Genomic DNA, 269 nt, shown 5'->3' on the forward strand with positions numbered 1-269 from the left:
AGTCCGGTCGCTCGCTGGCAAGCGCCAGCGCAATCGCGCCGGTGCCAGTACCGAGATCGAGGATCTGACACGGCTGCGCCGGTAACCGCGCCAGCGCCTGCTCCACCAGACACTCGGTGTCCGGGCGCGGGATCAGCGTGGCCGCTGAAACGTACAGCGGAAGTGACCAGAACTCGCGTTCGCCAACCAGATGCGCCACCGGCTCGCCGGTTTTACGGCGGGCAAGCAGCGCCTCCAGCTGCGATTGCTGTTCAGCGGTCAGAGCGGTT

1 pseudogene is annotated in these 269 nt (G+C 66.9%); it reads right to left on the reverse strand.

The features are described from left to right. Window positions 1-269 (reverse strand): annotated as a pseudogene (locus FLQ44_RS22540) (peptide chain release factor N(5)-glutamine methyltransferase); the annotation flags it as partial.

This window comes from Vogesella mureinivorans (genome assembly GCF_007644035.1).
Classification (GTDB): Bacteria; Pseudomonadota; Gammaproteobacteria; order Burkholderiales; family Chromobacteriaceae; genus Vogesella; species Vogesella mureinivorans.